The sequence below is a fragment of the Pseudothioclava nitratireducens genome (genome assembly GCF_029210495.1).
GTDB classification, from domain to species: domain Bacteria; phylum Pseudomonadota; class Alphaproteobacteria; order Rhodobacterales; family Rhodobacteraceae; genus Pseudothioclava; species Pseudothioclava nitratireducens.
This window is the reverse complement of the sequence record NZ_JARGDK010000003.1, coordinates 141,206-167,322: the sequence shown is the minus strand read 5'-3', so window position 1 is coordinate 167,322 and position 26,117 is coordinate 141,206. Positions and strand designations below refer to the sequence as shown.

Here is a 26,117-nt window from a genome sequence, read left to right as displayed (position 1 = left end):
GGCATGGCGGATGGGCTGACAGCGGCGACACCCGAGGGGCTTTTGGCCTCGGTCTTTGGGTTTCAGAGCTTTCGCCCCGGACAGGAAGATATCGTTCGCGCGGTGATCGCGGGGCGGGATACGCTGGCGATCATGCCGACGGGTGGTGGAAAATCACTGTGTTTTCAATTGCCTGCGCTGTGTTTGCCCGGGCTGACGGTGGTCATTTCGCCGCTGATTGCGCTGATGCGCGATCAGGTGCGGGGGCTGCGTGAGGCGGGTGTCGAGGCGGGGGCGCTGACCTCGGGCAATACGGAAGAAGAGACCGAAGAGGTCTTTGCCGCGCTCGATGAGAAACGGCTCAAGCTGCTCTATATGGCGCCCGAGCGGCTGGCCTCGGGGGCGGCGCTGGCGCTGCTTCGGCGCAATGAGGTGAGCCTGATCGCCGTCGATGAGGCCCATTGCGTGAGCCAGTGGGGTCATGATTTCCGCCCCGATTACCTGCGGATCGGCGATCTGAAACGCGCGCTGGGCGTGCCGCTTGCGGCCTTTACCGCCACCGCCGACGAGGAAACCCGGACCGAGATCGTCACGCGGCTGTTCGATGGGCGCGCGCCCGAGACGTTTCTGCGCGGATTCGACCGGCCGAATATTCACCTGGCGTTCGAGCCCAAGAACCAGCCGCGCCAGCAGATCTTGCGCTTTGCCGAGGCGCGCAAGGGACAGTCGGGGATCGTCTATTGCGCCTCGCGGGCCAAGACCGAGGCGCTGGCCAAGGCGCTGGTCGAGGCGGGTCACGCGGCCTGCCATTATCACGGCGGCATGGAGGCCGACGACCGCCGCGCGGTCGAGGCACGGTTCCAGCGTGAGGACGGGCTGATCGTGGTGGCGACCGTGGCCTTCGGGATGGGGATCGACAAACCCGATATTCGCTGGGTCGCCCATGCCGATCTGCCGAAATCCATCGAGGGCTATTATCAGGAGATCGGTCGCGCGGGGCGCGATGGCGCGCCCGCCGAGACGCTGACGCTTTATGGGCCCGAGGATATCCGGCTGCGGCGCGCGCAGATCGACGAGGGCCTCGCGCCGCCCGATCGCAAGGCGGCGGATCACGGGCGGCTGAACGCGCTGTTGGGGCTGGCCGAGGCGACCGCTTGTCGGCGGGTGCAACTTTTGGGCTATTTCGGCGAGGTGCTGGAGACGCCTTGTGGGCATTGCGATCTGTGCGAGACGCCGCCCGAGCTGTTCGATGCGACCGAACCGGTGCGCAAGGCGCTTTCGGCGGCGTTGCGGACGGAAGAAAGCTATGGCGCGGGGCATCTGATCGAGATCCTGCTGGGGCAGACGAATGAGCGGATCACCTCGCGCGGGCATGACCGGCTCCCGACCTTCGGGGTCGGCAAGGACTTGAGCCGGGTGCAGTGGCAGGCGGTGTTCCGGCAGATGCTGGGACACGATCTGATGCGGCCCGACCTGTCGCGGCACGGGGCCTTGGTGATGACGAAGCGCGCCCATCCGATCCTGCGCGGCGAGGAGCGGATCACGCTGCGCCGCGATCTCGTGCGCACGGCGCGAACGGGTCCGGTGGTGCGCACGCTGGTTTCCGACGAAGATGCGCCGCTCTTGTCCGCGCTCAAGGCGAAGCGGCGCGCGCTGGCCGAGGCGGCGGGACTGCCGGCCTATATGATCTTCAACGACAAGACGCTGATCGAGATGGCCGAGACGCGCCCGATGACGGTGGACGCGATGGCGCGGATCAACGGTGTGGGCGCGAAAAAGCTGGAGAGCTATGGCGACGCGTTTCTGGAGGTGATCGCTGGCGAGGTTGCGCCGATGCATCCGGCGCGTCGCAAGCTGGCGGGGCGCGATGCCGGGGCGCTGTTCGATCGGCTCGCGCAGGCGCAGCTTGATTTGCAGCGTGGCGCGGACGGCACCGAGCGGCCGCTGAGCCTTTCGACGGGGGCGTTGCGCAAGATCGCCGAAATGAAACCCCGGTCACGTGCCGATCTGGCGCGGGTCGGTGGGTTGAACGAGGCGCGGCTGGAGCGCTTCGCCGAGCGGTTCCTCGAGATCATCGAAGAAAGCGACTAGCCGGGCCCGGCCTCTGGCCGGATCGGGCGCGTGCCTTGGGTGCGGTGATGTTCCATCCGTTCGATCAGCGCGGTCTTCTTGAGTGGCTTGGTCAGGTAGTCGTCGATCCCGGAGGCCAGAATTCCCTCGCTGTCGCCCTCCATCGCGTGGGCCGTCAGTGCGCAGATCGGGACATGGCGGCCGGTGCCCGCTTCGGCGAGTCGGATCGCGCGGGCGGCCTCTTTCCCGTCCATTTCGGGCATGGAAATGTCCATGAAGATGAAATCGGGCTGTAGGCGATGCCACATGTCCAGCGCTTCGCGCCCGTTATTGGCGAAGGTCAGTTCGATGTCGCACTCCTTGATCATCTTGCTCAGCACAAGCTGGTTGGTGCGGTTATCCTCGGCGGCCAGAATGCGCATTGGCCGGTCCGGGGGCGGCGGCGCGATGGGGGCGGCGGTCGTCTCGGGCGGGGTCGCCTCGTCCGGTGGCGGGGCGGAGAGCGTTTGCAATGTATGAAACAGGTCCGAGCGCAGCACCGGCTTTTCAAGGCAACCCGCAAGGGCGCATCGGTCGCGGGCCTGCTCATAGGCTTCGGAATCCGAGGTCAGCAGCAGGATCGGCGTGTCGATCCCTGCCTCCTGGAGCTTTTGCGCGAGTTGCACCCCGTCCATCTCGGGCATCTGATGATCGGTCAGAACGATGTCGAAACGCCCGCCATCCTCGATCACGTTCAGCGCCTCTGCCCCGGTGCGGCACAGCGTGACATCAAGCCCGTAGGTCTGAAGCTGACGTTCAAGGATCACACGGTTCACCAGCAGATCATCGACCACGAGCGCGGCCTTGAGCGTGATCGGCGGGCTGGGCGCGTCGATCGGTTCGGCGGGTTCGGCGCGGGGCACGAGGATCTTGAACCCGAAACATGAGCCGCGCCCCAATTCGCTATCGACCCAGACCGACCCCTCCATCAATTCGATGAGCTGGCGGGTGATCGCCAGCCCCAGCCCGGTGCCCTCGAACTTGCGGTTCTGCGCGCTTTCGACCTGATTGAATTCGCCAAACACATGCTCGATCTGGTCGGCGGCGATGCCGATGCCGGTATCCTCGACCGTGATATGCAGCTCATACAGGCCATCGCCCTTCTCGAAGCCGACGATGCGGGCGAGGACATGCCCGTCGGTGGTGAATTTGACCGCGTTGCCGAGCAAATTGGTGAGGATCTGCCGCATCCGGCCCGGATCGGCCATGAAGCGGGTCGGCAGGAACAGGTCGTAATCGACGAGCAGCTTGATGCCCTTGTCGCGCGCCGAGGGTTGCAGCAGGACCATGACCTCGTGGACGCAGCGTTCGAGATCGAATTCCTCGGGGTAGAGACGGAGGCGTTCGGCCTCTATCTTGGAGTAGTCGAGCACGTCGTTGATGATGGTGAGGAGCGCCTCGCCCGAGGAGCGGATGGTCTCGGCGTAGAGGCGTTGGTCTTCGCTGAGGTCGGTGTCCGAGAGCAGTTCCGCCATGCCGACCACCCCGTTCATAGGGGTGCGGATCTCATGGCTCATATTGGCGAGGAAGGCGGATTTGGCGCGGTTCGCGGCCTCCGCCTTGTCGCGGGCGTCGCGCAGCTCCTCTTCGCGGCGGATCGTGTCGGTGATGTCCTGTGCGAGGCAGACGAGATCGCCATCCTCGCCCCAGCGGTCGATCAGGCGCAGATGGTGGCCGTTCCGGGTGCGCAGCGTGAAAGGGGCGATCTGATCGCGGCGGATACGGGCGACCATGTCATGATGCCAGTCGAGCGGGTCGCGCCCCTCCAGATCGACGAGGCCGTGGCGCGCGACGATGCGCAAAACGGAGTCATAGGTGACGCCGGGGGCGACAGCGATCTCACCCTTGAAGAAGGAGAGATAGGCCTGATTGGCGACGACGAGACGCAGGTCGGCATCATAGACGGCGAAGCCGTCCTCGATGGTTTCGAGCGCGTCCCAAAGCCGTCGTTGCGCGATGAGGGCCACGGAATTCGCGCGCTCCAGATCGCTGAGCACCCGGCTGTTTTCGCCTTTCAGTGTCTCTGCCTCGTTCAGGGCGCGCACGAGGCCGTTGCGCTGTTCGACGATCTGATCCGAGAGCGCACGGGCATGCAGCGCAAGTTTCTGATTGGCGGCGAAGAGTTCGCGTTTCTTTTGCTCGAGCAGCCGCTCGGCTGCGAGTCTGGCCCGCCGTTCATGGGCGAGTTTATCTGCGATGCTGAAGGCCATGCGTGCCGCCAGTTCCCCCGGTTCGAGTCGGGGCCATGATTGGCGGCTGCGTGTGAATTAACGCTTAATCCGGCCCGCAAACGGGGCCGGATGTTTGTTAAAATCCGAAATAGATCGGGGGACTGGTCACCCCTCAGAGGCGCTCGATGGCGAGTGCGATGCCCTGCCCGCCGCCGATGCACATCGTCACGAGGCCCAGCTTGCCGCCGGTCCGCTCAAGGTGGTGCAGTGCCTTGACCGTGATGATCGCGCCGGTCGCGCCGACCGGGTGGCCAAGTGCGATGGCGCCCCCGTTCGGGTTCACCTTGGCGGGGTCGAGGCCAAGCTCCTTGGACACGGCGAGCGCCTGCGCGGCGAAGGCTTCATTCGACTCGATCACGTCGAAATCCGAAACCTTGAGGCCGGTTTTCTCGCAGAGCTTCTGCACTGCCGGGACCGGGCCGATGCCCATGACTTCGGGGCGCACGCCCGCGACGGCGTAGCCGACGATGCGCGCGCGGGGCGTGAGGCCCGCGGCGGCGGCGGCCTCTTCGCGGGCGAGCACGAGCGCGCCTGCGCCGTCATTGATGCCCGACGCGTTGCCCGCCGTCACGGTGCCGTCCTTCTGGAACACGGCGCGCAGACCGGCGAGGGCTTCGGCAGTGGTGGATTTGGGGTGTTCGTCGGTGTCGAAAACGGTCACGCCTTTGCGGGTCTTGATCTCGACCGGGATGATCTCGTCGCGGAAGACGCCCGCTTCGATGGCGGCGGCGGCGCGGCGCTGGCTTTCGAGCGCGAAGTCGTCCTGCGCGGCGCGGGTGATGTCGTGCTCGGCGGCGACGTTTTCGGCGGTGACGCCCATATGTCCGGTGCCGAACGGGCAGGTCAGCGCGCCGGTCATCATGTCAAGCATCCGGGTGTCGCCCATCTTCTGGCCGAAGCGGGCGGTTTGCAGGATGTAGGGCGCGCGGCTCATGGATTCGGCACCGCCTGCGAGGGCGAAATCGGCGTCGCCCAGCATCAGCGCCTGTGCCGCAGAGACGATGGCCTGCGCGCCAGAGCCGCAGAGCCGGTTGACGTTCATGCAGGGCGTGCCGTTCGGGATGCCCGCCTCCAGAGCGGCGACGCGGCTGAGATACATGTCGCGCGGTTCGGTGTTGAGCACATGGCCGAAGACGACCTGCCCGATCTGCTCGGGCGCGACGCCTGCGCGCTCCATCGCGGCCTTGGCGGCGATGGTGCCAAGCTCGATCGGGGCAAAGCCCGAGAGGCTGCCGCCGAAGCCGCCGATAGCGGTGCGCGCGCCGGAAAGAATGACGATGCCGGTCATGGGGGTTCCTCCTGAAAATCCGTTGGGAGGAGCCTATGCGGGCGGCGGGCTTCGCGCTAGGTGACGCTTGGGAAGTGACGGAACGTTATATGTCCGGACGGCACGTCACGGGGCGATTTCCTCGCGCCCGTGCTCGGTGAGACGCCAGGCGCGGCGGCCCTCGATCACGGCGGCGGTGACCGGGCCGCCATAGCCCGCCTTGGTATCGAGATTGAGCCGGTTGCCGTAATGGGTCGCCGCATCAATCGCGGTATGCCCGTGAACGACGAGGAAACCGTGGTCGCGCGGATCGTCGAGGAAGGCGCCGCGAATCCAGATCAGGTCGTCTTCGGTCTGGGCCGCCAGCGCGATACCGGGGCGGATGCCCGCATGGACGAATAGCGCCTCTGCACGACGATGCCAGAGCGGCAGGGATGCGAGCCAGTCACGATGCGATTGCGGCACGGCCCGGAGGGCCTCGGCGTGCAGATCGCCGAGCGGGCGTTCAAGGCCGCCGGGCACGCCGTAGCTGTCGAGCGTATCCGCGCCGCCGATATTCTTCCACGTATAGGGCAGCGGCCGCGAGAGGCCGGGATCGGGGATTTCGGGATCGGCGAGGAAGTTCAGCAGCATCCGGTCGTGATTGCCCTTGAGCACCACCCAGTTCTCGCCGCGTGCCTGACCGGCCATCAGATGCGCGACCACCCCGCGCGAATCTGGCCCGCGGTCGACGAGATCGCCCAGATGCACGATCGGGGCCGCGTTGCCGCTGCGGGCGCGGTCGGCTGCGATCAGTTCTTGCGCGTGGCGCAGCTTGTCGAGCTGGCCGTGAATGTCGCCGATGGCATAGGTGAGGTCACTCATGGGATTAATCTAGGCGCGCGCGGGCGGCATGCAACGGGCAAAGAAAAACCCCCGGCGGCGCGGGGCCACCGGGGGTCGGTTCAGCGGGGTCGGGTTTAGAGGTTGAACTCGAGCGCCTTGACTTGCTGGAACAGGCCGGTGGCCTTGAGTTCCTTGATGACGCCCGCCTCGACCGAGTCGTCGAGATAGGCAATCGCGATGGCTTCGCCGCCGGCCTTGGAGCGGCCCAGCGTGAAGTTCGCGACGTTCGCGCCGTGATCGCCCAGCACCGCGCCGAGTTTGCCGATGATGCCCGGCACGTCGGCGTTGGTGGTGTAGAGCATGTGGTTCCCGACTTCGGCGTCGATATTGATGCCCTTGATCTGGATGAAGCGCGGTTTGCCATCCGAGAAGCAGGTGCCCGCGATGGAGCGCTCTTTCGACTCGGAGACCATGGTCACCTTGATATAGCCGTCGAACACGCCGGTCTTGTCCTGCGAGGTGGTCGAGATCTGAATCCCGCGCTCTTTGGCGATGACCGGGGCCGAGACCATGTTCATGTCGGGCTGCGAGGCTTTCATCACGCCCGCGATCACGGCCGCGTCGAGCGCCTTGAGGTTCATCTCCGAGACGATGCCGTCATAGGTGATGTTGATCGCCTTGATCGCGTCGTCGGTCATCTGGCCGATGAACGAGCCGAGATGCTCGGCGAGCTTGACCCACGGGCCCATGGTTTTCGCTTCTTCGGCGGTCATGGACGGCATGTTCAGCGCGTTTTCGACCGCGCCGTCGAGCAGGTAATTCGCCATTTGCTCGGCAACTTGCAGCGCCACGTTTTCCTGCGCTTCGGTGGTCGATGCGCCGAGGTGCGGGGTGCAGACCACGTTGGGCAGGTTGAAGAGCGGGTTTTCGGTGGCCGGTTCGACCGAGAACACGTCGAAGGCCGCGCCCGCGACATGGCCCGATTTCAGCAGGTCCGCCAGCGCTTCTTCATCGACCAGACCGCCGCGGGCACAGTTGATGATGCGCACGCCTTTTTTGGTCTTCTCGAGGTTTTCGCGCGAGAGGATGTTGCGAGTCGAATCCGTCAGCGGGACGTGCAGGGTGATGAAATCGGCGCGCTTGAGCAGGGTCTCCAGCTCGACCTTTTCGACGCCCATTTTCTCGGCTTTCTCTTCCGAGAGGAAGGGATCGTAGGCGATGACCTTCATCTTGAGGCCTTTGGCGCGGTCGCAGACGATGCCGCCGATATTGCCGGCGCCGATCACGCCCAGCGTTTTGGCGGTCAGTTCCACACCCATGAATTTCGACTTTTCCCATTTGCCGGCATGGGTCGAGGCCGAGGCTTCGGGGATCTGGCGGGCGACGGCGAACATCATCGCGATGGCGTGCTCGGCGGTGGTGATCATGTTGCCGAACGGCGTGTTCATGACGATCACGCCTTTTTTCGACGCGGCTTCCTTGTCGACGTTGTCGGTGCCGATCCCGGCGCGGCCGACGACTTTCAGGTTGGTCGCGTTTTCGAGAAGCTTCGCGGTGACTTTGGTCGCCGAGCGGATGGCGAGACCGTCATATTTGCCGATTTCGGCCGCGAGCGCGTCCTTGTCCTTGCCCAGGTCCGGGCGGAAATCGACGTCGATGCCGCGATCCTTGAAGATCTGAACGGCTGCGTCCGAGAGTTTGTCTGAGATGAGAACCTTGGGGGCCATGATGGGGCTCCTATGTCAAAATGGGGGGAAAGGGGGGCGGGCCTTGGGCGGCCCGCCGCTTTCGATCAATCAGGCTTGCGCTTCGATTTCCGCCTCGAAGGCGAATTCGAGCCAAGGCAGCATCGCCGCAATGTCGGCTTGCTCGATGGTCGAGCCGCACCAGATCCGCAGACCGGCGGGCGCGTCACGATAAGCACCGATGTCGAGCGCCACGCCTTCGGCTTCGAGGCGCTTGGCCACGGCCTTGGCGAAGGCCGCGCCATCCTTGATGCGCGCGTCGTTGAACTTCAGGCAAACGCTGGTGGTCGAGGCGGTCGCCGGGTCGGTGGCGAGGTTTTCGATCCACGGTTTGGCGGCGCAGAAATCCCAGACGGTTTGTGCGTTGGCGGCGGCGCGGCCCACGAGGCCCTTGAGGCCGCCCACCGATTTCGCCCAGTTCAGCGCAACGAGGTAATCTTCGACGCAGAGCATCGAGGGGGTGTTGATGGTCTCACCCTTGAAGATGCCTTCGATCAGCTTGCCGCCCTTGGTCATGCGGAAGATTTTCGGCAGCGGCCATGCGGGGGTGTAGGATTCAAGGCGCTCGACCGCGCGGGGCGACAGGATCAGCACGCCGTGGCCGCCTTCGCCGCCCAGCACTTTCTGCCAGGAGAAGGTGGTGACGTCGAGCTTGTCCCAGGGCAGCTCCATCGCAAAGGCCGCCGAGGTCGCGTCGCAGATGGTCAGGCCTTCGCGGTCCGCCGGGATCGCGTCGCCATTCGGCAGGCGCACGCCCGAGGTGGTGCCGTTCCAGGTGAAGACGACATCCGTGTTGAAATCGACGGTGCCGAAATCGACGATCTCGCCGTATTCGGCGGTCTTCACGGTCGCGTCGAGCTTGAGCTGTTTCACGACGTCGGTGACCCAGCCAGCGCCGAAGCTTTCCCATGCGCACATGGTGACGGGGCGGGCGCCGAGCAGCGACCAGAGCGCCATTTCCACGGCGCCGGTGTCGGAGGCGGGGACGATGCCGATGCGGTAATCCGCGGGCACGCCGAGAATTTCACGGGTGGTTTCGATCGCCTCTTTCAGCTTGGCCTTGCCGACAGCGGCACGGTGCGAGCGGCCCAGGGGGGCATCGGAAAGCTGGTCGAGGGAGAAGCCGGGGATCTTCGAGCAGGGGCCCGAGGAGAAACGCGGGTTAGCCGGCCGCGTCGCCGGAGCTTGAATAGCCATTGCTGGTATCCTTCCAGATATATGCCCTTCGTTGGGGAAGGGTGTCCCGCCGCCGGAGATACGCGGGCAACGTCACTGGCGCAAGAGGGAAAATTCGTCTAAGCGAAGCGCGGGAATACTCTGAGCACAGGACCGAAGGTGTGGAAAGTAATGACTGCATTGAAGTATCAGGCCATTTTGGCGAATCCAAATCCCGGGCTGGAACGGCATTGGCAAGGTTTGTTTGACGAAGTTCAGGTTGATGAAGACAAGCTATCGCGACTATTGGGGTTACCGGAACCCGAACGTCGCTATGTCGTTTTTTTTACTCCACGCTCGGGCAGCTCGCGGCTGACGGAACTACTTTCCCGAACGGGCGTGATGAGCCAGCCCGGCGAAGCGTTTAATCCTGCATTTGTGCCCAAGATGGCGCAAGCGTTTCAAGCGCGTGACTTGGCAACGTATACCAATGTTCTCATGCGGCGGCGCAACACGTCAGGCACGTTTGGCGTCGAGATGACATACGCGCATCTGAACAATACACTGCACGGTGCCGAAAACATGCTGAGCTTGTTGCGGCCGACTTCATATACATGGCTGATCCGCGAAGATGTCGTCGCGCAGGCGATTTCGATTTCTAAGATGGGCCAGACTGCCGTTTCTCACTCCGTTAAGGCTGATGATGCGGCGCAGGAAGTTGCGGAGGCTCGCTTCGAATATGATCCAAATCAGATAATGTATGCGATGGCGAGTTATTGCCTGCAAGAGGATCGAATCGAGGCGATGATGTCCGCCCACGGTATCGTGCCGCTGCGGATCAGTTATGAGCAGACCGTCGCGCGGCCCGAGCACGAGACCGTGGCGCGGATCGCCCGCCATGTCGGGGTCGATCTGCCGGAAATGGACCATCCACCCTCTTCACACAGAAAGCTAAAGGGGACTAAGGCCAAGGAGTTCGCGGAACGTTTCCGCCGTGAGCACGCGCCCTTTGTCGCAGAAATCACCCGCCGCCGGGCCGACCGGATAGCGCGCCTTCATTCCCCCGAGCAAAGCTAGGGCACCGCCATGTATATCGTCACCCTTCTCGCCGCGCCTACGGCGGCCACTCTGGATGCTCCGACCGTGGAGTCGCTGCGCAATGCATGGGGCGGCGGCGAGGCGCGCTGGCTCAACCCGAATATCGCGGCGGAGTTCGCCATCGGCGCGGTGCCGGACAATCGCTGGGATGTCTGGGAGAGCCTGCAAGGGATGGGGTTCGATCTGGTCGTGCAGCCCGAGGCGGGGCGGCGCAAGAAGATGCTGCTGGCGGATATGGACAGCACGATGATCCAGCAGGAATGCATCGACGAGCTGGCCGATGTCGCGGGCGTAGGCGAGCGGGTGAAGGACATCACCGCGCGGGCGATGAATGGCGAGCTGGATTTCGAGGGGGCGCTGACCGAGCGTGTGGGGTTGCTCAAGGGTCTGCCCGAGAGTGTGATTGCCGAGGTCATCGAGACGCGGATCACCTTCATGCCGGGCGGCCACGATCTGCTGCGCGTCATGCGCGCGAACGGCGCCTATGCGGCGCTGGTCTCGGGCGGGTTCACGGCGTTCACGGGCCATGTCGCGGGGGTTCTGGGCTTTGACGAGAACCGGGCCAATACGCTTTTGGTGGCGGATGGTCATCTGACGGGCGAGGTGGCGCGGCCGATCCTTGGGCGTGAGGCCAAGATGCAGGCGCTGGTCGAGATTTCGGAGCGGCTGGGCATCGGGCATGACGCGGTGATGGCCGTGGGCGATGGGGCCAACGACCTGGGGATGCTAGGCATGGCGGGCGCGGGTGTCGCGCTGCACGCCAAGCCCTCGGTCGCGGCGCAGTGCGATATCCGCATCAACCACGGCGACCTGAGCGCGCTGCTCTATATTCAGGGTTACGCGGTCGAGGATTTCGGCTGAGCGAGCGGTTTGCCCGCCTGCCAGACGGCGGCGAGGTGCCAGTCCTCGCCAAGGTGAATCAGGTCGGCGGGCAGGCCCGGCGCGATGCGTCCGGCCTGTGATCCGATCAGACCGGCGGGGATGCGGCTGGCCATGGCGAGCGCGCGTTCGGGCGGCAGACCGATCTCGGTCACCATGAAGCGGATCGCGTCGGGCAGGGAGAGGTCCGCGCCCGCGAGCGTTCCGGTCTCCAGCCGCAGGCTGCCGTCTTGGCGCAGGATGCGCCGCCCGCCGAGGGTGAACTCGGTCTGGTCGGTGCCCGCGCAGGCCATTGCGTCCGAGACGAGGAAAATCTCGCCCTCGGTCTTGGCCTGAAGCGCAAGGCGGATGGTCTCGGGGTGGACATGGATGCCATCCGCGATCAGCCCGGCATGGAGCGGCAGCGAGAGGGCCGCACCCACCAGCCCCGGCTCGCGCGAGCCAAGCTGGCTCATGGCGTTGAAGAGATGGGTCACGAGGCGCGCGCCTGACAGATGCGCGGTCTCGGCCTCGTCGCGCGTGCAGTCGCTATGGCCGAGGCTGATGAGGATGCCGTTATCGGTCATGGCGCGGATTTGCTCGGGCGTGGCGGCGCCGGGGGCCAGCGTCACGATCAGCGCAGGCAGGCCGGTTTTGGCTTCGAGCAGGGTTTCGAGATCGTCCTGATCCATCGGCCTGATCAGCGTGGGATCATGCGCGCCCGCGCGGCGCGGGTCGAGATGCGGCCCTTCGAGATGCATCCCCGCAAAGCCCGGCACGCGCGGCACGGCGGCGATGCCGGCAGCCAGCACCGAGCGGGTCGCGCCCGCCGTGTCGGTGATGAGGGTGGGCAGGATCGAGGTCGCGCCAAGCCGGGCATGGGCCGCGCAGATCGTGCGGATTTGCTCGACCGTGGCGGTGCCGTCGAGCATCACGCCGCCGCCGCCATTGACTTGCAGATCGACGAGGCCGGGGGCGATCACGCCGCCATCGAGCGTGACCCTTGGTGCGCTGTCGGGCAGGGCGGACAGCGGTGCGAGGGCCGCGATGCGGTCGCCTTCGATCACCACGGCTCGGTCGTCATGCAGCCGGGTGCCGTCGAACACCCGCGCGCCACACAGGATCAGTTGCTCCATGTTTCCTCCTGCCGGGCCATCCAGACGGCTCCGTCCAGAGATGTGCCACGGGCAGGCAGGCTTGGCCAGTCCGACAGTGCGAGAACCGGACCGAGGCCGCCGGTCCAGGTGACCGGCAGGGGCGCGCGGTCGGTCGGTTGCAGGCGGGTGATAGCGCGGCGGATCTCGGCGCGGGCGGCGTCGAGGATCGCGCGGGCGGCGGGGTCTTCGCGGGCGGCAAGGATGCGCGGCATGAAGGCGGCGTAATCGGCGGGTGCCGCTTGCAGGCTGAACCGGACGACGCCCGGCGCGCCGCCCAGCTCGCCGCCGATCTCGGCCAGAAGCGGCGTGGGCGTGACCAACCCGTCAAGCATCTGCGTCACCCGAATGAGCAGGGCGCGGCCCATCCACGCGCCCGAAGCCTCGTCGCCGAGGCGCAGGCCCCAGCCGCCGATTACACGGGTATGCCCGTCCATCTGGCGCGCAAAGACAGAGCCGGTGCCAATGGCCGCAACGATACCGTCCTGATGCCGAAGGGCGCCGCGCAGCGTGGTGGTCACGTCCTGCACGACATGGGTGGGAAAGTCGAAGGCGGCTTCGATCCGCGGGCCTGCGCCCGAGAGATTGGTGCCCGCCAGCCCGAAGACGGCACGCAGCCCGCCCGGTTCGGTGCCGTTCAGCGCCTCGGTCACGGCGGTGCGGATATTGGTCAGCGCGCCCTCGGGGTCGGTCGCGACATTCGCGGGCCCCGCGCTCGCCTCGCGCAGGGTGGTACCCGCACCGTCTACGAGGCGCGCGCGGCATCCCGTGCCGCCGCCATCGAGTCCCAGAAACAGCATGTCGTTTCCCCTTTCCTCAATCATGCCAAAGCGTTGGGATGCGTAAAAGTTGGAATCGTTCTGACCTGTCGGAAAAGACAGGTAACCGTCTGTAACGGATGGCCTGCCGGGAACGACTAGTGAAAGAGCAAGATGGACTTGGGGGCGGTTCGCCCGATATTCACGTGAGAAGCCAACAGGAACGGAGCCCGTGCGCAAACCTGTCTTTTTCATCGCCCTGATCGGGCTGGCGGTTCTGGTGACGCTTTTGGTCGCGGAGCCCGATTTCGCGCAGTTGCGGCTGTGGCGGGATCAGGCTGCGGATTGGCGCGCGGGGCATCCGGTGGCGGCGATCCTTGGGTTCGCGGCGGTTTACATCGCGGTGACGGCGCTGAGCCTGCCCTTTGCGGTGTGGCTCACGCTGCTTGGCGCGGCTGTGTTCGGGTTCTGGACCGGGCTGGTGGTGATCTCGTTCGCGTCGAGCATCGGGGCGCTTCTGGCGTTTCTGGTCGCGCGTTACCTGATGCGCGACTGGGTGCGCGCGAAGGTCGGCGGGCGGATGGCCGCGATCGAGCGGGGCGTGGCGCGGGACGGGGCGTTCTATCTGTTCTCGCTGCGGCTGATCCCGGTGGTGCCGTTCTTCGTCATCAACCTCGCCTTCGGGCTGACGGGGATGCGGGCGGCGCGGTTCTATGGCGTGAGCCAGATCGGGATGCTGCCCGGCACGGCGGCCTATGTCGCGGCGGGCGCACAGCTTGGCCAGCTTGAGAGCCTTTCGGATATCGTGTCGCCGGGGCTGATCGCGGCCTTCGTGGCGATTGGGGTGTTCCCGTGGATCGCGCGCTGGGTCTTGGCGCTGATTGCCCGGCGGCGGGCCTATCGCGGGCATCAGCGTCCCGCGACGTTCGACCGCAACCTGATCGTGATCGGCGCGGGGGCGGCAGGGCTGGTCGCGGCCTATGTCGCGGCGCAGGCCAAGGCGCGCGTGACGCTGGTCGAGGCCGAACGGATGGGCGGCGATTGCCTGAACACCGGTTGCGTGCCCTCAAAAGCGCTGATTGCCTCGGCCCGTGCGGTGGGGGCGGCAAAGGCCGCGCGTGAATTGGGGGTCGAGGTGGAGACCCGCGTCGATTTCCCGCGAGTGATGGCGCGGCTGCGCGAGGTGATCGCGGCGATTGAGCCGAATGACTCGGTCGAGCGCTATGAGGGGTTGGGCGTCGAGGTCATCAAAGGCTATGCGCGGCTGGTCGATCCCTGGGTGGTCGAGGTGAACGGCCAGCGGCTAAACGCGCGGTCTATCGTGCTGGCGACCGGGGCGGCGCCTTTGATGCCGCCGATCCCGGGGCTGGACCGGGTGGGCGCGCTGACCTCGGACACGCTCTGGGACTATCTGGCGGGCTGCGAGGTGGCGCCCGCGCGGATGCTGATCGTGGGTGGCGGGCCGATTGGCTGCGAGATCGCGCAGGCGCTCGCACGGCTTGGATCGGGCGTGGTTCTGGTCGAGGCGGGGGACCGCCTCCTGCCGCGCGAGGAGCCAGAGGTTTCGGAAGCCGTCGCCGAGGCGCTGCGTGCGGATGGGGTCGAGGTGTTGACGGGGCTGAGCGCCGAAGCCTTCAGTGACGAGGGCGGGCGCAAGGTGCGGCTGTCGAACGGGCGCGAGATCGGGTTCGACGCGGTGCTGGTTGCCATCGGGCGTAAGGCCCGGTTGGAGGGCTATGGGCTGGAGGAACTTGGGATTCCGACGGGGCGCGTGATCGAGACCAACGACTATCTGCAAACCGTGATGCCGCACATCTTTGCGGCGGGCGATGCGGTGGGGCCGATGCAGCTGACCAATGCCGCTGGGCATCAGGGCTGGATCGCGGCGGCGAATGCACTGGCCGCGCCGTTCTGGCGGTTCAAGGCCCATGCCGCGCCGATCCCGGCGGCAGTTTTCACCACCCCAGAGGTCGCGCGGGTGGGCCTCACGCAGGCGGAGGCCGAGGCGCAGGGCATCGCGCATGAGGTGGTGGATTACCCGCTTTCGCATCTCGACCGGGCGATTGCCGAGGGCGAGACCGGCGGCTTTGTGCGGATCTTGACGCGGGCGGGCAGCGACAGGATTCTGGGCGTCACGGTTCTGGGCGCGCATGCCGCCGAGGTGCTGGCGGAGTTCACACTGGCGATGCGGCACGGGATGGGGCTGGGCAAGATCCTCGCCACGCCGCATATCTATCCAAGCTGGTCGGAGGCGGCGAAGAACAGTGCCGGGCGTTGGCGGCAGGGGCATGTAAATCCGCGCCTGTTGCGGCTGGCCGAGCGCTTCATGGCATGGAGGCGGGGATGATCGACGCGATGATCCTTCCGGTGCAGCGGCGGTTGATGCAGGGTCCGGCAGAGATGCTGGCGGCGCGCGGGTTGCGCGCGGATCATGTGACGTTGGCCGGGTTTGGGATAGGCCTCCTTGCGATACCTGCGCTGGCGATGGGGGCCTATGGGCTTGCGCTGGGCTTCATTCTGGCGAACCGGCTGGCCGATGGGCTGGACGGAGCCATCGCGCGGATCAACGGGCCCACCGACCGGGGCGCGTTTCTCGATATCGCGCTCGATTTTCTGTTCTATGCGCTGGTGCCTTTGGGCTTTGCGCTGGCCGATCCGGGCAATGCGATGGCGGCGCTGGTTCTGGTCGTGGCCTTTGTCGGCACTGGGTCGAGCTTTCTGGCCTTTGCCACGATTGCGGCGCAGCGCGGGCTGCGGGCCGAGGCCTTTCCGACCAAGGGTATCTATTACCTGGGCGGGCTGACCGAAGGGGCCGAGACCATCGGGTTCTTCGTTGTGGTTTGTCTCTGGCCGGGGCTGTTTGTGCCGTTGGCCTATCTGTTTGCGGCCGCTTGTGCGGTCACCACGTTCACGCGCTGGCTCATGGGGTGGCGCGCATTTGGAAGGGAGTGAGCATGCGTAAGGCGATTGCGGTTCTGGCGATGATGGCGGCGGCGGGTCCGGCGGCGGCGGATTGGGCCGAGGTGCTGGAGGAGGCGCGGGGCCAGACGGTGTATTGGTATGCGTGGGGCGGTGATGCGCGCACCAACGGGTTCATCGAATGGGTGTCCGATCAGACCGAAGCCGCCTATGGCGTGCGCGTAGAGCAGGTGAAGCTAACCGACACCGCCGAGGCCGTCGCGCGGGTTCAGGCCGAGATCGCGGCCGGGCAGGAGAGCGGCGGCGCGGTGGACCTTATCTGGATCAACGGGCCGAATTTTCTGGCGATGAAAGAGGCGGGGCTCTTGCACGGGCCGTTCACCGCCGATCTGCCGAATGCCCGCTATCTGGACCTCTCGCCCGAGGCGCCTGCGAGTATCGATTTCACGGTGCCGGTCGAAGGCTATGAGTCGCCGTGGCGGCTCGCGAAGTTCGTTTTCGCCTATGATAGTGCGCGGGTCGCCGAGCCGCCCGCGACGATGGCGGCGTTCGTGGACTGGGCGGCGGCGAATGCGGGTCGGATGACGCATCCGACCGTGTCGAACTTCATGGGGGCGAGTTTCCTCAAGCAGGCGCTGGTCGAGCTTGCGCCCGATCCGGCGGTGCTGGGCCAGCCGGTGACTGACGCGGCTTATGCCGCGCAGACCGCGCCACTTTGGGCATGGTATGACGCGCTGCGCCCGAACCTGTGGCGTGAGGGTCAGGCCTTCCCCGAGAATGAAAGCATGCAGGCCCAACTTCTGGCCGATGGCGAGGTCGATATTGCGATGTTCTTCGATCCGGCCGCGCCTGCCGCGCTGATCGAGCAGGATATCCTCCCCGAGAGCGTGCGGGTTTTCGTGCCCGAGGCGGGGAGCATCGGGAATATCTCCTTTGTTGCGATCCCGCGCAATGCGGCGAACCGGGCGGGAGCGATGGTGGTCGCGGACTTCCTGATCTCGCCCGAGGCGCAGGCGCATATGCAGGATGTGACGGTTCTGGGCAGTTATTCGGTGCTGGACCCGGCGCGGCTGTCGCCTGACGAGGCCGCGTTGTTCGCCGCGCTGCCGAGCGCGCCCGCTTTGCCGAAGCTCGAGGATCTTGGGCCGACCCTGCCCGAGCCGCATGCAAGCTGGATGACGCGGTTGACCGAGGATTGGGCCGCGCGGACCGCTCCGTGACGGCGCGATGATCTCGCTGCGGGTTCTGGCACTGTTGCTCATCGGTGCGCCGGTTCTGGCCGGGGCGGGGATGACGCTGTTGACGGCGCTCGGATGGCAGCCTGCATTTGGGCGCACAGAGCTGTCACTCGCGGGGTTTGAGCAGGCTCTGGCGGTGCCGGGGCTGTGGACGAGTCTGCGGCTGACGCTGTTGACCGGGATCGGGGCGAGCATCTTGTCGCTGGCGCTGTCGATCCCGATTGCGCGATGGGTCGTGTCGCGCGGGCGCGGGGCCGGTTGGCTCGCGCCGTGGCTTGCGGTGCCCCATGCGGCGCTGGCAATCGGGCTGGCTTTCCTGCTTGCGCCCTCGGGCTGGATCGCGCGGATGCTCGCGCCGCTGGCGGGGTGGGAGGTGCCGCCCGCGTTTGTCACGGTGGGCGATCCGGCAGGCGTCGCGCTGATCCTCGGGCTGATGCTCAAGGAGGTGCCGTTTCTTGTGTTGGTCACGCTGGCGGCGGCGGCGCAGCAGCCGGTGGCAGCACAGATGGCGGCGGGGCGGAGCCTTGGCTATCCGCCCGCCCGCGTCTGGGTGCGCGGCATCTGGCCGGTTCTCTACCCGAGCCTGCGCCTGCCCATCTTCATCGTGCTCGCGTTTTCGCTCTCGGTGGTGGATGTCGCGCTGGTGCTGGGTCCGGGGCATCCGCCGACGCTGGCCGTTCTGATCCTGCGGCGCTTTGCCGATCCGGACCCGGCGCAGGCGGTGGTCGCCAGTGCGTTGGCCGTGGGGCTTTTGGTGGTGATGGGGGCGGCGGTTCTCCTGTGGTTTCTGGCCGAGAGGGTGATCGCGCGCTTCGGGTCCGAGGTGATCGCGCAAGGGGCGCGCGGGCGGCCGCGGGGCGGGCTGGACGTGCGCGTGCCGATGGGTTTGGGCGCGATGCTGGGCTTGGGCGCGTTTGGGGCGCTGGCGCTTTGGTCACTGGCGCGGCGCTGGCCGTTTCCTTCGATCTTGCCCGAGAGCTGGAGCCTTGCGCGCTGGGCCGAGGGCGCATGGCTCGCCCCGGCGGCTGAGACGCTAGGGCTGGGCGCGGCGGCGGTGGCGCTTTCGCTGCTCTTGGCTGTGGTCTGGCTGGAGACCGAGGACCGGAGCGGCACCCGCGCGGGGCTTGGGGCGGTGATTGTCTTACCCCTGCTCTTGCCGCAGATCGGGTTCCTGCAAGGGCTGACCTCTGGCTTCATCTGGCTGGGTCTGCCGCCCGGTCGGGTCGCGGTGCTCTGGGCGCTCAGCCTGTTTGTCTTCCCTTATGTGATGATCGCTCTGGCGGGGCCGTGGCGGGCGCTCGATCCCGCGCAAATCCGAAGCGCGGCGAGCCTTGGTGCGGGGTCGGGGCGCAGGCTTTGGGCGGTGAAACTGCCGATCCTGCTGCGCCCGCTGATGGTCGCGGCGGCGGTCGGCTTCGCGGTTGCTGCGGCGCAATATCTGGCCGTGCTGCTGCCGGGTGCGGGGCGCGTGCGGGTGCTGGCAACAGAGGCGGTGGCGCTGTCATCGGGCGCGGATCGGCGCATCGCGGCGGTGCAGGCACTGGCCCTCGCCGCCCTTCCACTGGTCGCATATGCGCTGGCGCTTGGGCTGCCGGCATGGCTCTATCGGGACCGGGCCGGATTGCGAGGGGGCGGGCATGGCGCTTGAACTGGACGAGGTGACGCTGACCGCGCCGGGCGCGTCCGCGCCGATGTTCGCGCCGCTGAGCCTGCGGGTCGAGCCGGGCGAGACGGTCTGCGTCATGGGGCCGTCGGGTGTCGGCAAATCGAGCCTGATCGCGCTGATCGGCGGGCATCTCGGTCCGGGCTTCCACTGGTCGGGCGCGGTGCGACTTAACGGCACGGATATCCTGAGCCGCAGCGCCGAGATGCGCCGCATTGGCGTTCTGTTTCAGGATGCCCCGCTCTTTCCGCATCTGAGCGTGGCGGGCAATCTGGGCTTTGGTCTGTCCCCCGATATTCGGGGCCGCGCCGCGCGGCAGGCCCGGATCGAGGTGGCGTTGGAGCGTGCGGGGCTGGCAGGCTTTGGTCCGCGTGATCCGGCCACGCTTTCGGGCGGGCAGCGGGTGCGGGTGGCGCTTCTGCGCGCGCTTGTGGCGAAGCCGGCGGCGATCTTGCTGGACGAGCCGTTCTCGCGGCTCGACGCCGGGCTACGCGGCGAAATCCGCAGCTTCGTGCTCGATCACATCCGGGCCGAGGCGATCCCCGCGCTGCTGGTGAGCCATGATGCCGCCGATGCCGATGCGGTCGGACGCGTGGTCACGCTCGGCTGAAGCCCGCGCGCGGGGCTGACCAAGCCTTGTCCTGCAAAACCCAAGCCGCTATCCCTTGCGCGCAACCGTTTCAGGAGTGCCAGTACCCATGCTGCCCTCGTCCCGCCGCCCCGTTACCGTTCAGGCCGCGCCCCGCTGGCGCGTTCTGCTGGGTCTTTGTCTTGCCGGGCTGGCGCTGAGCGGCTGCGTGACGCCCGATCTGGGGGGCGGCCGTGCGCGTCCCGCGCAGACCGTGACGCTTGCCAAGACCGGGGTGTCGGTCGAAGCGCCCGCCGGCTTCTGCGTCGATACCAAGACCCTGCGCGATACCGAAGCGGCGGGCTTCGTGCTGTTTGGTCATTGCGCTGCGATGAGTGGCAATCCCGAAGATCCACGCCCCGATCATCGCGCGCTTCTGAGCGCAACCTTTGGCCCTGATGCCGAAGGAAAGACCGATGCAGCACGGCTTGAACGGATCGCGGCGTTCTTCGAGACCGAGCTGGGGCAGTCTACTTTGGCGCGGTCGGGAAAATCCGAAGATGTCGACCTGCTGAGCCACCGCATCGAGGGGAACCTGCTGTTCCTGCACATCCGCGACCGCTCTGCCGTGGGGCAATTGCCGACGGCGCAGAGCTATTGGCGCGCGCTGACGGGGGTGGCGGGCCGGATGGCAATCCTGACGGTCATGCCGGTTGCGGATGGCGCGGTTTCAGACGAGGCGCAGATCGCGCTCTTGCGTCGCTTTGCCGAACGGCTGCACGCGGCAAACTGACGCCACACCATGCGCGCATATCGGCCCTGACCTAACGATACCTTGAAAAATTCCTGTTTTTCAGCGGCTCTCGCCTTTGCGTAACAAAAAGATAACCGTTAACTGTTTCTGTAACGGGAACGATTCAGCGCGTCCCACCCAAACAGAACGGCCAAAAGCCTGATCCAATGTCGAAATCCGAACTGTCCTTCCTTGATCGTTTCGCGCAAGGCCGTGCGCTGCGCCGCTGGTCGCAAGCTGCGCGGATGGCCCGCGCGCTCGATCTGGGAACCCTGCGCAAGCTGCGCTCCGAGGCGCGCAAGCTGCGCCATGAGCTCGACCGCGTCTTGCACGAGGCCGAGGGGCGGCTGGCGCTGCCGATGGAGGGCAACGACGCGATCACCGCGCCGCCGCGCAGCGACTGGACATGGCGCCCCGATCTGTGGCGTGGGCCGGTCTTTCCGCAAGGCTTCGCTGCTGCCGAAAGCCGCACCCGGATGGGCCATGACATCACGCTCTTCCATGACTGCAAACACAGCGAACTGACGCTGCGCCAGATCCGAAACACGCGTGAGGCGGATGTCGCGCCCTATGGGCTGCGTATGGATGTGTTCCGCTTCGACGGATCGTTCCTCTCGCTCGTGCTCGATCTGCCCGATCAGGGCGTGCGCGGGCTGAAGCTCAACCATCTGGTACGGCTCGACATGATCGTCGAACTCGAACGCCCGCTGGAAATCTTCTGCCGGCTCAACGTGAAGCACGGACCCAACACCGAACAGGTCGTGCGCGAATTGCCGCTCGGTGGCGGCGAAAGCTTCGTCGAATTCGATCTGGCCTATACGAAGCTGAACGAGAAACGGGTCGAGAAGGCCTGGGTCGATCTGATCTTCGAAGGGCCGCAAATGAACCAGATCGTGCTGCGCGACCTGACCATGTCGCGCCATCCGCGCGCGGAAATCTGAGGAGAGAGCGCATGCTGGAACTGTCGCGCATTCGTAACGGCCGTTGGGAAGGCATCGTTCTCGCTGAGGACATGCCCGAGGCCGAGGTGCTCTATCTCGACCGCCCGCAGCCTGGCCTTGAAATCACGGCGCTCGAGGCGGGCAAATGGCAACTGACCCTGCCGATCCCGACCGAGGCGATTACCGATGGTGTGCAGAACTTCGTGCTGCATGACCTCAAGGATCAGACCGTGATGGGCAGCTTCACGCTGGTTGCGGGTGTGCCGCTCGACGAGGATATTCGCGCCGAACTGAACCTGTTGCGCGCCGAACTCGACATGCTCAAACGCGCCTTCCGTCGCCATTGCGCCGAAACCGGCGCCTGAGCCTCTTTCATTCTGCCGAAAATATCCCGGGGGTCCGGGGGCAGCGCCCCCGGCCTTGTCACATACAGAATGTGTCGGGTTCGATGCGCGGGCTCAGCCCCAAGTGGGGTGGAAGCGGTTCGCGGGCGAGAGGGTGAAGATCTCGCAACCATCTGCTGTCACGCCGACCGAATGTTCGAACTGCGCCGAGAGCGACTTGTCGCGGGTCACGGCGGTCCAGTCATCCGAGAGCACTTTGGTTTCCGGGCGGCCCAGATTGACCATCGGTTCGATGGTGAAGAACATGCCTTCTTCGAGCACCGCGCCCGAGCCTTTGCGCCCGTAATGGAGCACGTTCGGAGGCGCGTGGAAGACGCGGCCCAGACCGTGGCCGCAGAAGTCGCGCACGACGGACATCCGGTGACCCTCGACATATTTCTGGATGGCATGGCCGATATCGCCAAAGGTGTTGCCCGGCTTGACCTGTTCGATGCCGATCATCAGCGCGTCATGGGTGACCTGGATCAGCCGCTCTGCCTTGCGCGAGAGGTTGCCCGCGACATACATCCGCGAGGTGTCGCCAAACCAACCGTCAAGGATGACGGTCACGTCGATATTCAGGATATCGCCGTCCTTGACGACTTTATCGCTCGGGATGCCGTGGCAGACCACGTGATTGACCGAGATGCAGCTTGCATGCTGATAGCCGCGATAGCCGATGGTCGCCGATTTCGCGCCGAGTTCCTCGACCCGGTTGCGGATGAAGTCGTCGAGCGCGCCGGTGGTGACGCCGGGGCTCACCAGTTCGGCGACCTCGTCCAGAATGCGCGCCGCGCAGTGGCCCGCCGCCTGCATCCCTTCGAAATCCGCGGCTTCATAGATGCGGATACCGTCTTTCGTCACGCGGCCACCAGTCTCGTCCAAGGCTCATCTCCTGATCTTTGGCTCTTAGATAGTCGCAAAAGCGCGGCTTTGCCAGACCGGGCTTTTCCGGGGACGCAGGCCGCTCTATACCTTGGGCCAAAGGAGGCCCGAGATGCCCAATCCGACTGCTGCGATCCTGATTATCGGGGATGAGATCCTGACCGGGCGCACCCGTGAGGGGAATGCGCATTTTCTGGCTGGCGAGCTGGTCAAGGTCGGGATTGATCTGCGCCAGATCCGGGTGATTTCCGACGATCACGCGACGATCGTGGCGGCGGTGCGCGAGTTGTCGGCGGGGCATGACCATCTGTTCACAAGCGGCGGCATTGGGCCCACGCATGACGACATCACCGCCGATGCGGTGGCCGAAGCCTTTGGGGCCGCGCTCGATGTGCGCGAGGATGCGCGCGAAATCCTCGCTGCGCATTACGCGGCGCGCGGCACCGAGTTCACCCCCGCGCGTCTGCGGATGGCGCGCATCCCGGATGGGGCGCGGCTGATCGACAATCCGGTCTCGGGGGCACCCGGTTTCAGCCTTGGGAATTGCCATGTGATGGCGGGGGTGCCGAACATCTTTCAGGCGATGGTCGCAGGGCTGCTGCCGGGTCTGACGGGTGGGCAACCGCTGCTCAGCCGCAACTGGATGGTGATGGTGCCGGAGGCGAGTATCGCGGATGCGTTGCGCGCGCTCGCCGAGGCGCATCCCGCGCTTGGCTTTGGGTCTTATCCCTTCGTTCAGGAGGGGCATTACGGTACCAATCTCGTGGTGCGAGGCACGGATGCGGTGGCTCTGGAGGCGGGTTATGCGGCGTTGCAGGCCGCGTTTCCGGAGGGAAAATGAGCGATGTGTTCGAGGTGATCGCCACGACGTGGCCCCCGGTTTCGTGCCACGAGGCGGGGGGATTCGTGGTGCGCGAAGGTGCGGGCGGGGGTAGCCGCGTGAGTGCCGCGAGCCTCGCCGGGTCGTTCGAGACCGCCGATATCGCCGCCGCCGAGGCGCAGCACCGAGCGCTGGGCCAAGTGCCGAAATTCATGATCCGTCCGGGTGAGGATGCGCTTGATGCGGCTCTGGCGGCGCGGGGCTATGACATTCGGGATGTGACGCTGTGCTATGAGGCGCCGATCGAAGCGGTGCAGGGCGAGGTGCCGCCCGTGACCGCCTTCGCGCATTGGCCGCCGTTGCAGATCGCGCGCGATCTCTGGGTCGAGCTGGGGATCGGGGCCGAACGGCAGGCCGTTATGGCGCGGTCCTGTCCGCCCAAGACCTGCGTGCTGGGCCGGATGCAGGATCGTGCGGCGGGGGCGGGCTTTGTGGCGATCCATGACCGGATTGCGATGGTGCATGCGCTGGTGATCCAGCCCGCGATGCGGCGCAGGGGGCTGGCGCGGGCGATGATGCATGAGGCGGCGCGCTGGGCGCAGGCGCAGGGTGCAGAGCGGATGATGCTTGTCGTGACCGAGGAAAACGCGCCAGCCAACACGCTCTATCGCGCCTTGGGGATGCAGCAAATCGCGCGCTATCACTACCGGGTGGCCGCGGCATGAGGCGCGCTCTCGGTATCGCGCTCGCCGCAGTGCTGAGTGCCGGCCCCGCCGTGGCGCAGCCGGGTTACGATCTGGCGGTGCCGCAGGGCGCGGCTATCTCTGCCGAGCGCGGCTCACCGGCGACGAGTATGGGTTTCATCACCGGGCCTTGGGCGCAGGATGCGGTGCCGCGCAAGATGCTTGAAGGCGCGCGCACCGATACGGCGTGGCGGCTGCGGGCCAATCAGGCGACGACCTTGCAGTTGCTTGTGCCGCTGCGCGAGCAGATCGTTGCCGATGGCTATGCGGTCCTGTTCGAATGTGCGACCGATGACTGTGGCGGCTTTGATTTCCGCTATGCGGTTGATCTTTTGCCAGAGCCGGAAATGCATGTGGACCTTGGCGATTTCCGCTATCTCGCGGCACGCCGGGGCGACAGCTATCTGGGCGTGATGGTGTCGCGGTCGAGCGAGTCGGGCTTTATTCATCTGACCACGATGCAGGCGCAGGAAGTGGCGCTGGCGCAGACGTCCAACGATCTGTTGGCGGCGGGTGGCGGCGGCAGCGCGCTTGCGCCGCAAAGCGGGACGGCGGTGCCGCCAATCGGCGCGCGACCGCTCTCGACGCAGGGTCTCGCCGGGGCGCTGGAGCAATTTGGCGCGGCACCGCTCGACGATCTGGTTTTTGAAAGCGGATCGGCCACGCTTGGCGCAGGGGTATTCGGCTCGCTCGCGTCTCTCGCGGACTATCTGCGCGCCAATCCGCAGGCCCGCGTGGCGCTTGTGGGACACACCGATGCCGAGGGATCGCTGTCTGGGAATATCGCGCTCTCGAAGCGGCGTGCCGAGGCGGTGCGGGCGCGGCTTTTGTCCGATTACGATGCGCCCGCCGATCAGGTGACGGCTGAAGGGGCGGGCTGGCTTGCGCCGCGGGCCTCGAACCTGACGCCCGAGGGGCGCGAGAAAAACAGACGGGTCGAAGCGGTTCTCACTTCGACCCAGAGGTAGCGGCGGGGACGGAAACCCAGCCACGGGGAAGATGCTTCGCGCTTACCAGTTGTCGGGACCTTTGTCCGCGAAGGTATGCGCGAGGAAGTCGATGAAGGCGCGGACTTTGGGCTGCGTGAAGCGCCCCGGAGGATAGACCGCGTAGATGCCGAGCGTTTCCATCGGCAGATCCGGGATGGCCTCTTCGACGAGGCCCTTTTTCATCGCATCCGCATAAAGGAACGAGGGCAGGTAGGCGATGCCGAGGCCCGCGATGGCCGCGTGCAGGAGCGATTGCCCGTCATTCACCGTGAGCCACCCCGCCGAGCGCACCTGACGGCGCTCGCCCGAGGGGGCGGTGATCTTCCAGACATTGCCCGCCGACTGGTTGGAGTAATGCAGCAGCTTGTGTTCGTTCAGATCGTCGATGCGCTGCGGGCGCCCGTATTTCTCGAAATAGGACGGGGCCGCAATCATCCGGCGCGCGGTCTCGGTCAGTTTGCGGGCGCGCAGCGTCGAGTCTTCAAGTTCGCCGACGCGGATCGCCATGTCGAAGCCCTCGGAGATCAGTTCGACATAGCGGTTGTTGAGGACCATGTTGACGGTGATGTCGGGAAATTCCTGAAGGAAGTCGCCCAGCACCGGGGACAGAAGGTTCACTCCAAAATCGGTCGCAACCGAGATGCGCAGCAGCCCCGAGGGCGCGATCTGCATCGAGGTGACAAGCGCGTCGGCTTCGCCAGCGTCATTCAGAACGCGGCGCGCGCGGTCGTAATAGGCGAGGCCGATCTCGGTCGGGGAGACACGGCGCGTCGTCCGGTTGAGCAGGCGCGCACCCAGACGAGCCTCCAGTGCGGAGACATGTTTGGAGACGGCGGATTTGGAAATCCCCATCTTTTTCGCGGCGTCCGTGAAGCCCCCTTGGTCCACGACTGTGGCGAAGGCTTCCATTTCAGTCAGGCGATCCATTGCGCACCCTTCCGGAGTCAAATTCAGTGTCGTTGGTCTCAGTTCTCGGGGCTAAATCGGGCGCAAATG

23 protein-coding genes are annotated in these 26,117 nt (G+C 66.0%); 14 read left to right on the top strand and 9 right to left on the bottom strand.

The features are described from left to right. Window positions 1–3 precede the first annotated feature (3 nt). A complete protein-coding gene (gene recQ, locus P0X85_RS04810) occupies window positions 4–2,070 on the top strand; it encodes a DNA helicase RecQ (protein WP_275809311.1) in 2,067 nt (688 codons plus the stop codon). Here the strand turns inward: recQ and P0X85_RS04805 are convergent. The 5 genes from P0X85_RS04805 to P0X85_RS04785 all read right to left on the bottom strand — a co-directional run bounded on the left by P0X85_RS04805 (window position 2,067) and on the right by P0X85_RS04785 (window position 9,353). After that, window positions 2,067–4,298 (bottom strand): response regulator, encoded by a 2,232-nt coding sequence (locus tag P0X85_RS04805; RefSeq protein ID WP_275809308.1) that lies wholly within the window; start codon window positions 4,296–4,298, stop codon window positions 2,067–2,069. The genes recQ and P0X85_RS04805 overlap by 4 nt on opposite strands. A 133-nt stretch (window positions 4,299–4,431) precedes the next feature. Beyond that, window positions 4,432–5,607, bottom strand: a complete 1,176-nt coding sequence (locus tag P0X85_RS04800) for an acetyl-CoA C-acyltransferase family protein (RefSeq protein ID WP_275809305.1) — start codon at window positions 5,605–5,607, stop codon at window positions 4,432–4,434. Between the two features lie 105 nt (window positions 5,608–5,712). Beyond that, a complete protein-coding gene (locus P0X85_RS04795) occupies window positions 5,713–6,450 on the bottom strand; it encodes a metallophosphoesterase family protein (protein WP_275809302.1) in 738 nt (245 codons plus the stop codon). Between the two features lie 95 nt (window positions 6,451–6,545). Next, window positions 6,546–8,138, bottom strand: coding sequence for a phosphoglycerate dehydrogenase (serA, locus tag P0X85_RS04790; protein ID WP_275809299.1), 1,593 nt, complete (start codon window positions 8,136–8,138; stop codon window positions 6,546–6,548). 69 nt (window positions 8,139–8,207) lie between these two features. Beyond that, window positions 8,208–9,353, bottom strand: a complete 1,146-nt coding sequence (locus tag P0X85_RS04785) for a phosphoserine transaminase (protein WP_275809295.1) — start codon at window positions 9,351–9,353, stop codon at window positions 8,208–8,210. 150 nt (window positions 9,354–9,503) lie between these two features. Between P0X85_RS04785 and P0X85_RS04780 the strand changes: the two genes are divergently transcribed. Then, window positions 9,504–10,388, top strand: a complete 885-nt coding sequence (locus P0X85_RS04780) for a Stf0 family sulfotransferase (protein WP_275809292.1) — start codon at window positions 9,504–9,506, stop codon at window positions 10,386–10,388. A 9-nt stretch (window positions 10,389–10,397) separates the two neighbouring features. Further along, the gene (gene serB, locus P0X85_RS04775; protein WP_275809289.1) at window positions 10,398–11,270 is read left to right on the top strand and encodes a phosphoserine phosphatase SerB; all 873 of its coding nucleotides are present in this window, start codon (window positions 10,398–10,400) and stop codon (window positions 11,268–11,270) included. Here serB and nagA read toward each other — a convergent pair. Together nagA and P0X85_RS04765 are read right to left on the bottom strand one after the other, a co-directional pair. Further along, window positions 11,246–12,403, bottom strand: a complete 1,158-nt coding sequence (nagA, locus tag P0X85_RS04770; RefSeq protein WP_275809286.1) for an N-acetylglucosamine-6-phosphate deacetylase — start codon at window positions 12,401–12,403, stop codon at window positions 11,246–11,248. The two genes, serB and nagA, sit on opposite strands and share 25 nt — an antisense overlap. After that, complete coding sequence (locus P0X85_RS04765) at window positions 12,391–13,221, bottom strand: glucosamine kinase nucleotide-binding domain-containing protein (RefSeq protein WP_275809283.1); 831 nt, start codon at window positions 13,219–13,221, stop codon at window positions 12,391–12,393. Before P0X85_RS04765 ends, nagA begins: the two co-directional genes overlap by 13 nt. A 190-nt stretch (window positions 13,222–13,411) precedes the next feature. Between P0X85_RS04765 and P0X85_RS04760 the strand changes: the two genes are divergently transcribed. The 8 genes from P0X85_RS04760 to P0X85_RS04725 all read left to right on the top strand — a co-directional run bounded on the left by P0X85_RS04760 (window position 13,412) and on the right by P0X85_RS04725 (window position 21,666). Then, the gene (locus tag P0X85_RS04760; protein ID WP_275809280.1) at window positions 13,412–15,526 is read left to right on the top strand and encodes an FAD-dependent oxidoreductase; all 2,115 of its coding nucleotides are present in this window, start codon (window positions 13,412–13,414) and stop codon (window positions 15,524–15,526) included. Further along, window positions 15,523–16,131: a CDP-alcohol phosphatidyltransferase family protein gene (locus tag P0X85_RS04755; protein ID WP_275809277.1), complete on the top strand. Its 609-nt coding sequence runs from the start codon at window positions 15,523–15,525 to the stop codon at window positions 16,129–16,131. The genes P0X85_RS04760 and P0X85_RS04755 overlap by 4 nt, the downstream gene beginning before the upstream one ends. A 2-nt stretch (window positions 16,132–16,133) precedes the next feature. Further along, window positions 16,134–17,318, top strand: coding sequence for an ABC transporter substrate-binding protein (locus tag P0X85_RS04750; RefSeq protein WP_275809274.1), 1,185 nt, complete (start codon window positions 16,134–16,136; stop codon window positions 17,316–17,318). Window positions 17,319–17,325: 7 nt separating this feature from the next. Beyond that, on the top strand, window positions 17,326–18,984 hold the full coding sequence (locus tag P0X85_RS04745; protein ID WP_275809271.1) for an ABC transporter permease: 1,659 nt from the start codon (window positions 17,326–17,328) through the stop codon (window positions 18,982–18,984). Next, a complete protein-coding gene (locus P0X85_RS04740) occupies window positions 18,974–19,609 on the top strand; it encodes an ATP-binding cassette domain-containing protein (RefSeq protein ID WP_275809268.1) in 636 nt (211 codons plus the stop codon). Before P0X85_RS04745 ends, P0X85_RS04740 begins: the two co-directional genes overlap by 11 nt. 88 nt (window positions 19,610–19,697) lie before the next feature. Continuing rightward, a complete protein-coding gene (locus tag P0X85_RS04735) occupies window positions 19,698–20,360 on the top strand; it encodes a hypothetical protein (protein WP_275809265.1) in 663 nt (220 codons plus the stop codon). A gap of 167 nt (window positions 20,361–20,527) precedes the next feature. Beyond that, entirely contained in the window at window positions 20,528–21,301 is a 774-nt protein-coding gene (locus tag P0X85_RS04730; protein ID WP_275809263.1) for a DUF6478 family protein, read from the top strand. 11 nt (window positions 21,302–21,312) lie between these two features. Beyond that, the gene (locus P0X85_RS04725; protein ID WP_275809261.1) at window positions 21,313–21,666 is read left to right on the top strand and encodes a hypothetical protein; all 354 of its coding nucleotides are present in this window, start codon (window positions 21,313–21,315) and stop codon (window positions 21,664–21,666) included. Window positions 21,667–21,759: 93 nt separating this feature from the next. Here P0X85_RS04725 and map read toward each other — a convergent pair whose 3' ends face one another. Further along, a complete protein-coding gene (gene map / locus P0X85_RS04720) occupies window positions 21,760–22,569 on the bottom strand; it encodes a type I methionyl aminopeptidase (RefSeq protein WP_275809259.1) in 810 nt (269 codons plus the stop codon). Between the two features lie 112 nt (window positions 22,570–22,681). On the opposite strand from map, the gene P0X85_RS04715 reads away from it, so the two are divergent. From P0X85_RS04715 to P0X85_RS04705, 3 genes are read left to right on the top strand one after another with little or no spacing between them, the layout of a single operon-like run. Then, window positions 22,682–23,410: a competence/damage-inducible protein A gene (locus P0X85_RS04715; protein ID WP_275809257.1), complete on the top strand. Its 729-nt coding sequence runs from the start codon at window positions 22,682–22,684 to the stop codon at window positions 23,408–23,410. Then, window positions 23,407–24,114 carry a GNAT family N-acetyltransferase gene (locus P0X85_RS04710; protein WP_275809255.1) on the top strand — a complete coding sequence of 236 codons (708 nt, stop codon included), beginning with the start codon at window positions 23,407–23,409 and terminating at the stop codon, window positions 24,112–24,114. The genes P0X85_RS04715 and P0X85_RS04710 overlap by 4 nt, the downstream gene beginning before the upstream one ends. After that, window positions 24,111–25,100 (top strand): OmpA family protein, encoded by a 990-nt coding sequence (locus tag P0X85_RS04705; protein ID WP_275809253.1) that lies wholly within the window; start codon window positions 24,111–24,113, stop codon window positions 25,098–25,100. The genes P0X85_RS04710 and P0X85_RS04705 overlap by 4 nt, the downstream gene beginning before the upstream one ends. Window positions 25,101–25,142: 42 nt before the next feature. Here the strand turns inward: P0X85_RS04705 and P0X85_RS04700 are convergent, their stop codons facing one another. Continuing rightward, on the bottom strand, window positions 25,143–26,048 hold the full coding sequence (locus tag P0X85_RS04700) for a LysR family transcriptional regulator (protein WP_275809251.1): 906 nt from the start codon (window positions 26,046–26,048) through the stop codon (window positions 25,143–25,145). Between the last annotated feature and the right edge of the window lie 69 nt (window positions 26,049–26,117).